Consider the following 7563-nt stretch of genomic DNA (forward strand, 5'->3'; position numbering starts at 1 on the left):
CCTGGGTGGCCTGGGCGAGATCGGCCGCAACATGACGGTCTTCGAGCACGCGGGCAAGCTGCTGGTCGTGGACTGCGGCGTCCTCTTCCCCGAGGAGCACCAGCCGGGCGTCGACGTCATCCTCCCCGACTTCACCTCGATCCGGGACCGGCTCGACGACGTCGTGGCGATCGTGCTCACGCACGGGCACGAGGACCACATCGGTGGTGTGCCGTACCTGCTGCGCGAGCGCGCCGACATCCCCGTGGTCGGCTCCCGGCTGACGCTGGCCCTCATCAGCGCCAAGCTCGAGGAGCACCGCATCCGCCCGGTGACGGTGGAGGTCGGCGAGGGCGACCGGAAGGGCTTCGGCCCCTTCGACTGCGAGTTCGTCGCCGTCAACCACTCCATCCCCGACGGGCTGGCCGTGGCCGTCCGCACCGCCGCCGGGCTGGTCCTGCACACCGGTGACTTCAAGATGGACCAGTTCCCGCTGGACGGGCGCATCACCGACCTGCGCGGCTTCGCCCGCCTCGGCGAGGAGGGCGTCGACCTCTTCCTCACCGACTCCACCAACGCCGAGGTGCCGGGGTTCACGGCCTCGGAGGGGGAGCTGATCCCGGCCATCGAGACGGTCTTCCGGACGTCGCCGCGACGGGTGATCGTCTCCAGCTTCGCCAGCCACGTCCACCGCATCCAGCAGGTCCTGGACGCGGCCGCCGCGCACGGGCGCAAGGTGGCCTTCGTGGGGCGCTCGATGGTGCGCAACATGGGCATCGCCGCGGAGCTCGGTTACCTCAAGGTCCCCGACGGCCTCGTCGTGGACCTGAAGGTCCTGGAGAAGATGCCGCCGTCGAAGGTGGCGCTGGTCTGCACCGGTTCGCAGGGCGAGCCGCTGGCGGCGCTGTCCCGGATGGCGAGCGGCGACCACGTCATCCGCGTCCGCGACGGCGACACCGTCCTGCTGGCCAGCTCGCTCATCCCGGGCAACGAGAACGCCGTCTACCGCGTCATCAACGGGCTCACGGCGCTGGGCGCCAACGTGGTGCACAAGGGCAACGCGAAGGTGCACGTCTCCGGTCACGCCAGCGCCGGCGAGCTCGTGTACTGCTACAACATCGTCCGGCCGTCCAACGTGATGCCGGTGCACGGTGAGTCCCGGCACCTGCGCGCCAACGCGGACCTGGCCGTCAAGACCGGGGTGGACCCGCGCAACGTGGTGATCGCCGAGGACGGCGACGTCGTCGACCTCGTCGACGGGCGGGTCCGCGTGGTGGGCAAGGTCGCGGCCGGCAACGTCTACGTCGACGCCTCGACCGTGGGCGGGGCCACCGAGGCGTCCCTGAAGGACCGGCGCACCCTCGCGGAGGAGGGTGTCCTCACGGTCGTCGCCATCATCGACGCCGACACGGGCCAGCTGACCGATCCGCCGGACTTCCTCGCCCGCGGTTTCGTCCACGACGAGCGGACCTTCGACGCCGTGGTCCCGCTCATCGAGAAGGCCCTGGCCCGCGCCGCCTCCGACGCGCACCCCGACGCCCACCGGCTGGAGGACGTCATCGCGCGCACCGTGGCGTCGTGGGCGCGACGGGTGCACCGGCGTGCGCCGCTGATCATCCCGGTCGTCATCGACGCCTGAGGCGGCGAGCGCCCGGGGGCGTCAGGCGGCGGGGTCCATCGCGGTGCGCAGGCGGCTCAGCAGGGCCTGCAGCAGCCGGGAGACCTGCATCTGGCTGACGCCGAGGTCCTCCGCGATGCGCGACTGGGTCCAGCCGCGCTCGAAGCGCAGCACGAGCAGGCGGCGGTCGCGCTCCGGCAGGGAGGCCAGCAGCGGGGCGAGCGTGAGGTGGTCCGCGGTGGACTCCAGCGCGGCGTCCAGGTCCCCCAGGGTGTCCAGCAGGCTCGGGCGCGTGCCGTCGGCGCCGGCGACCAGCTCGTCCAGGGAGTGCAGGTGGTACTGCTCGGTGGCGGCCATGCACTCGCTGACCTCCTCCACGTCGACCCCGAGGTGGGCGGCGACCTCGGAGATGGACGGGGAGCGGCCCAGGTCCTGCTCCAGCTCGGTGCGGGCGCTGCTCAGCCGGGGGCGCAGCTCCTGCAGCCGCCGGGGCGGCCGGATGCTCCAGCCCTTGTCGCGGAAGTGGCGCTTGAGCTCGCCGGAGACGGTGGGCACGGCGAAGACGGCGAACTCGCGGCCCAGGGCGGGGTCGTAGGCCTCGACGGCCTTGACCAGGCCGACGGCGGCGACCTGCTGCAGGTCCTCGAGGTCCTCGCCGCGGCCGCGGTAGCGGTGGGCGATGCTCAGGGCCATCGGCAGGTTCAGCGTGGTGATGCGTTCCTGCAGCCGGGCGCGCTCGGCGGGGTCGTCCTGCTCGGCCAGGGCGGCGAACAGCTCCGCGGTGCGCTCGCGCACCACGGAGTGCTCGGGCCGCCGTGCGCGTTCGCCGGTGCGTTCGCCGGTGGGCGGCGCCGCCTGGAGCGGGACCGCCGCCGTGCTGTCCGGGAGCATCGCCCCCGCCGGGCCGCCCTCGGCCCGGCTCATCGTGGTCTCCGCTGTCCTCGCCACCTTCCACCTCCGTCGACGGCCCGCTGCCGCCGTGCCGGTCGGGCCCTGCGCATGCCAGCAGTCCTCGGCCCGGTCGGCAACCGGAAGCGGGCGTGCGGGCGTGCGGGTGGGTGAGCGCCGGCGTCCGGGACACCACCCCACGCAGCGCCACTCATCGGCGTGCGGCGATATCATCGGCGCATGACGATGAGCGTGCCGCTGCCGGTGGTGCCACGGACCGCGCAGGAGCTGGACGACCCGACCGCGGCGGTGTGCCTGTTCCGCAGCCTGGCCGACCCGGCCCGGCTGGCGATCCTGCGCCACCTGGCGCTGGGGGAGCACCGGGTGGTGGATCTGACCGGGCGCCTGGGCCTGGCGCAGTCGACGGTCTCGGCGCACCTGGCGTGCCTGCGCGACTGCGGACTGGTGACCTCGCGGTCCGAGGGGCGCTCATCGGTGCACTCCCTGGCCCGCCCGGAGCTGATGGAGCTGTTGAACGCCGCCGAGCGCGTGCTGGCCGCGACCGGCTCGGCGGTGTCGCTGTGCCCCGTCTACGGCGAGGAGCGCGCGCGGTGAGCGCCGCGTCGGCGAGGAGCACGGCTCCCGCGGCGGGTCACCCGCCCGTGGACGCGCGGGAGCGGGCCCGGCTGGGCCGGCGCGCGCAGCTGCTGGCCGGTGCGAGCGTGGTCTACAACGTCCTCGAAGCGGTCGTCGCGGTGTGGGCCGGCCTGGTGGCCGGTTCGGTGGCGCTGATCGGCTTCGGGCTGGACTCGGTGGTCGAGGTCTCCAGCGGCCTGGTCATCCTGTGGCAGTTCCGCCACCGGCTGCCCGAGACGCGCGAGCGCCGAGCGCTGCGGCTGATCGGCGTCTCCTTCCTGGCGCTGGCCGCCTACGTCGCGGTGGAGTCGGTGCGCGCCCTGGTCACCGGGGCGCAGCCGGACGCCTCCCCGGTCGGCATCGGCCTGGCGATCGCCTCGCTGATCGTGATGCCGTTCCTGTCGTGGGCCCAGCGGCGCACCGGCCGCCGGCTCGGCTCGGCCTCGGTGGTCGCCGACGGCACCCAGACCTTGCTGTGCACGTACCTGTCCGCCGTGCTGCTGGTGGGCCTGCTCCTCAGCGCCACCCTCGGCTGGTCCTGGGCCGACCCGGTCGCCGGGCTCGTCATCGCCGCGGTGGCGCTGAAGGAGGGCCGCGAGGCGTGGCGGGGGGAGGGCTGCTGCGCCCCCGGAGCCGCGCACGGGAACGCCGGGCAGGGCGGGAGCGCGTGCAGCTGCCCGTCCGGCGGCACCGGCGCTTGCTGCGCTCCCACCGGCAGCACGCCCGGCCCCGCCGGTGCCACCCCGGTGGAGCTCAGCCGGTCCGGCCGTCCGGCAGCGCCGCCGCGCAGCGCCGCACCCCCCGCTCCTGGGCGGGGGTGAACGCCCCGAACGGTTCGGCGAGCGGCGGGCCACCGGCCCGGCCCGGTGCGCGGGTCCAGGTGCCGACGACCACCCCGCCGTGCACGACGGTGCCGCGGAACACCCCGTTGCCGCCGGGCACCACCCGCTCGGCGTGCTCGGCGGGCAGGACGTGGGAGCGGTCGGCGTAGCCGAGGAGGAACTCGTCGAACCCGGGCAGCAGGTGGGTGCCGGCCGCGGCGCGGCGGTGGGCGGCCACCAGGTCGGGCAGCGCGGGGTCGTGCAGGTGCTCGGTGCCCTCGACGTCCACGGCGGCCAGGTCCGCGCGGGCGGCCGCGACGGCGCGGCGGGCGGCGCTCACGGGCAGGTGCGCCCACCGGGCCAGGTCGGTGACGCTCGCGGGCCCGTGGCCGAGCAGGAAGCGGCGGGCCAGCTCGGCCAGGGCCTCGTCGCCGTCCAGGCGCCGCGGGTGGGGGACGTGCTCGGCGAGCAGCACGAACTCCTGCTCGCGCCCGCGCAGCGGCCCCAGGCACAGCACGCCGGTCAGGGACAGGTGCAGCAGCAGGTGGTACCCGCGACCGTCGGCGGTGACCTGCCCGGCGGCCTCCAGCGCGGCGAGCAGCTCGGCGCGGGTCGCGCCCCGCCCGCCGCCGAGCACTGACTCGGCGGCGCGGCGGGCGGCGGCCGCGTCCTCGTCGGTGATGCCGAGGCCGGCGCGGCGGGTGGCGGTGGAGCGCAGCACCCGCGGCGCGCACAGCGCCAGCACCCACGGCAGGTCCACCGCCGGCAGCAGGTGCAGGGTGCCGCGCAGCGGCCAGGAGCGCACGACCTCCCCGGCGTCCAGGGCGGCGGCCAGGCCGGGCCCGCCCGGGGCGGTGCGCAGCGCCACGGCGGTGGTGGCGGCGCGCAGGTCCTGCGCCTGCACGCACGCCAGGTGCCCGACGACCCCGGCCGCGCCGGGCAGCGGCGGCACCACCCGCTGGGCGACCAGCCGCCACAGCCCCACCTCGCGCGCCGGCAGCACCTCGCTCACCCGCCCGATCCTGGCGGGTGCGCCGGCCTCAGCGCAGCAGGTTCAGGCTGGACAGGGCCGACGCGCCGAGCACCCAGTTCTCGAACCGGTCGCGGTCCAGCCGGCCGACGACCCACCGGCCCAGCAGCGCGCCGGCCACGACGGCGGGCACCAGCAGCAGGTCCGTGCGCAGCGAGTCGGCGGTGATGAGCCCCAGGCCGACGCTGAAGGGGATCTTGAACACGTTGAGGATGAAGAAGAACCACGCCCCGGTGCCCAGGAACGACATCACCCCCAGGCCCATGGTGAACAGGTAGATCGACATGGGGGCCCCGCCGGCGTTGGCGACCATGGTGCAGAAGCCCGCCAGCAGCCCGAAGGCCGCGCCGACCAGGCGGCGCCGGCCGGGCGAGGCGGGCACGAGGTCGCCGCCGCGGCGGCGCAGGCGGCGCCGGCGCAGCAGGTGCAGGACGACGAGCAGCAGGATCACCGCGCCGATGGAGCGGCGCATGACGGTGTCGTCGACGACGCCGACGAACCACGCGCCGAGCAGCACCCCGGCCACGACGCTGGGCAGCAGCCGCAGCAGCAGGGCCCAGTCGGCGTGCCGGCGGTAGGCGGCCACGGCGAACAGGTCGCCCACGATGAGCAGCGGCAGGATCGCGCCGGTGGACTCCTTCGCCGGCAGGACGGTGGCGAAGATCGCCACCGCGACGGTGGCGGCGCCGCCGACGGCGGTCTTGGCGAAGCCGATGACGACGGCGGCGAGGACGAGCAGCAGGAAGCCGGTGGTGCTCAGGTCCACGGGGCGGTCCGGGCTCGGGGGGGCAGCGGCACCGCGTGAGGGTAGCTGTCGGTCGCGGGGTGCACACTCGTCCGGTGCCCCCCTCCGGTGCGCCCCCGGTCCGCTCGCGCCCGGACCCGACCCGCCCGGCGGTGCTGCACCTGGACCTGGACGCGTTCTTCGCGGCCGTGGAGCAGCGCGACAAGCCGTCGCTGCGCGGGCGCCCGGTGGTGGTGGGCGGCACCGGCGGGCGCGGCGTGGTCGCCACCGCCAGCTACGAGGCGCGCGTGTTCGGGGTGGGCTCGGCGATGCCGACGGCGCAGGCGCGGCGCGCGTGCCCGAACGCCGCGTACCTGGCCGGCCGCTTCAGCGCCTACCGGGCCGTCTCGGAGCAGGTGATGGCCCTGGCGCGGGAGCTGTCGCCGCTGGTGGAGCCGGTGTCGATGGACGAGGCCTACGTGGACCTGTCCGCCGCCAGCGAGGGCCTGGACGCGGCGGCGGTGGCGCAGGTCGCGGAGGGCTTCCGGGCCGCGGTGCGCGCGCGCACCGGCCTGACGGTGTCGGTGGGCGCCGGGCCCAGCAAGCTGGTCGCGAAGATCGCCTCGGACCTGCGCAAACCGGACGCGCTGGTCGTGGTGCCGCCCGAGGAGCAGCACGAGCTGCTGGCGCCGCTGAGCGTGCGCCGCCTGCCCGGCGTGGGGGCGGTCACCGGCGACCGGCTGGTGCGCAGCGGCCTGCGCACCGTCGGGGACCTGGCCGCCGCCGACGAGGGTGAGCTGGTGCGGATGCTGGGCCGCGCGCACGGCACCGGCCTGCTGGCGTTCGCGCGCGGCGTGGACCCGCGCCCGGTCGTCAGCGAGCGGGAGGCGAAGTCGGTCTCGGCGGAGCAGACGTTCGCCACGGACCTGACCGACCGCCGGGACCTGGCCGAGCGCACCCGCCGGACGGCGGAGCGGGTCGCCTCCCGGCTGGTGGCGGCCGGGGTGTCGGGGCGCACGGTGACGCTGAAGGTGCGCCGCTACGACTTCTCGACCCTGAACCGCTCGCGGACCCTGCCGCACGCGACGAGCTCGGCGCGGGAGATCGCCGCGCACGCCGCGGAGCTGCTGGAGGGCGTGGACGTGGTCGACGGCGTGCGCCTGCTGGGCGTGGGCGTGTCGGGGCTGTCGGAGTTCGCGCAGACGGACCTGCTGGCGGACCTGCTGGGCCCGGCGGACGAGCCCGCCGGTGGGCCCGGCGGTGAGGAGCCCGCGCACGAGCCCGCGCAGGAGCAGGAGGGGGCCGTCGTGCCGGGCGGTTCGGCGCACCCGTACGGCCCGCCGGCGCGGCCGGGCTGGTTGCCGGGGCAGGACGTCGAGCACGCCGAGCACGGCCCGGGCTGGGTGCAGGGCTCCGGGGTGGGCCGGGTCACGGTGCGCTTCGAGGGCCCGCACACCCCGCCGGGCCGCATCCGCACGTTCCGCGACGACGACCCCGACCTGGTGCCGGCGGACCCGCCGGTGTTCGACCCGCAGCGGTGGGCGGCGCAGCGGGACGAGCCCTCCGGGGCCGCCTCGTGACGGCAGCGCCCGCCGGCGCGGCCGAGCTCGCGCTGGACGTGCCCGGCGGCCTGCCGGCGGTCCCGCTGCTGCGGTTCCTGGCCGCGCACGCCGTGCCGGGCGCGGAGCGGCACGACGCCGCCACCGGCACCCACGAGCGCCTGGTGCCCACGAGCGCCGGCCCGGTCGCGGCGGCGGTCGTGCTCGGTGCGGGGCCGCGGTGGGCTCGGGTGCTGGGGGGGGGGGCCGCGCCCGGGCACGGGCGGGTGGGCGGGGGGGGGGGCCCGAGGGACGTCCTGGAAGGGGGC

Annotated in this window: 7 protein-coding genes and 1 pseudogene; 5 read left to right on the forward strand and 3 right to left on the reverse strand. The window is 76.4% G+C overall.

Translation table 11 applies throughout. The features are described from left to right. Nucleotides 1-31 precede the first annotated feature (31 nt). Entirely contained in the window at nt 32-1618 is a 1587-nt protein-coding gene (locus tag ACRYR9_RS14500) for a ribonuclease J (protein WP_432492494.1), read from the forward strand. Nucleotides 1619-1639: 21 nt separating this feature from the next. Here ACRYR9_RS14500 and ACRYR9_RS14505 read toward each other — a convergent pair whose 3' ends face one another. Beyond that, nucleotides 1640-2545, reverse strand: a complete 906-nt coding sequence (locus tag ACRYR9_RS14505; protein ID WP_432492442.1) for a SigB/SigF/SigG family RNA polymerase sigma factor — start codon at nt 2543-2545, stop codon at nt 1640-1642. Nucleotides 2546-2731: 186 nt separating this feature from the next. Between ACRYR9_RS14505 and ACRYR9_RS14510 the strand changes: the two genes are divergently transcribed. Both ACRYR9_RS14510 and ACRYR9_RS14515 read left to right on the forward strand, forming a co-directional pair. Continuing rightward, entirely contained in the window at nt 2732-3100 is a 369-nt protein-coding gene (locus ACRYR9_RS14510; protein ID WP_432492496.1) for an ArsR/SmtB family transcription factor, read from the forward strand. A 47-nt stretch (nt 3101-3147) separates the two neighbouring features. Beyond that, on the forward strand, nt 3148-3942 hold the full coding sequence (locus ACRYR9_RS14515) for a cation diffusion facilitator family transporter (RefSeq protein ID WP_432492498.1): 795 nt from the start codon (nt 3148-3150) through the stop codon (nt 3940-3942). Here ACRYR9_RS14515 and ACRYR9_RS14520 read toward each other — a convergent pair. Both ACRYR9_RS14520 and ACRYR9_RS14525 read right to left on the reverse strand, forming a co-directional pair. After that, the gene (locus tag ACRYR9_RS14520; protein WP_432492444.1) at nt 3875-4954 is read right to left on the reverse strand and encodes a winged helix DNA-binding domain-containing protein; all 1080 of its coding nucleotides are present in this window, start codon (nt 4952-4954) and stop codon (nt 3875-3877) included. The genes ACRYR9_RS14515 and ACRYR9_RS14520 overlap by 68 nt on opposite strands. A 28-nt stretch (nt 4955-4982) precedes the next feature. Then, complete coding sequence (locus ACRYR9_RS14525) at nt 4983-5738, reverse strand: sulfite exporter TauE/SafE family protein (protein ID WP_432492446.1); 756 nt, start codon at nt 5736-5738, stop codon at nt 4983-4985. 74 nt (nt 5739-5812) lie between these two features. On the opposite strand from ACRYR9_RS14525, the gene ACRYR9_RS14530 reads away from it, so the two are divergent. Further along, complete coding sequence (locus ACRYR9_RS14530; protein WP_432492448.1) at nt 5813-7276, forward strand: DNA polymerase IV; 1464 nt, start codon at nt 5813-5815, stop codon at nt 7274-7276. After that, nucleotides 7273-7563, forward strand: a pseudogene (locus ACRYR9_RS14535) (hypothetical protein); the annotation flags it as partial. The gene ACRYR9_RS14530 and the pseudogene ACRYR9_RS14535, both read left to right, overlap by 4 nt.

The organism is Kineococcus auxinigenes (genome assembly GCF_050871525.1).
GTDB lineage: Bacteria > Actinomycetota > Actinomycetes > Actinomycetales > Kineococcaceae > Kineococcus.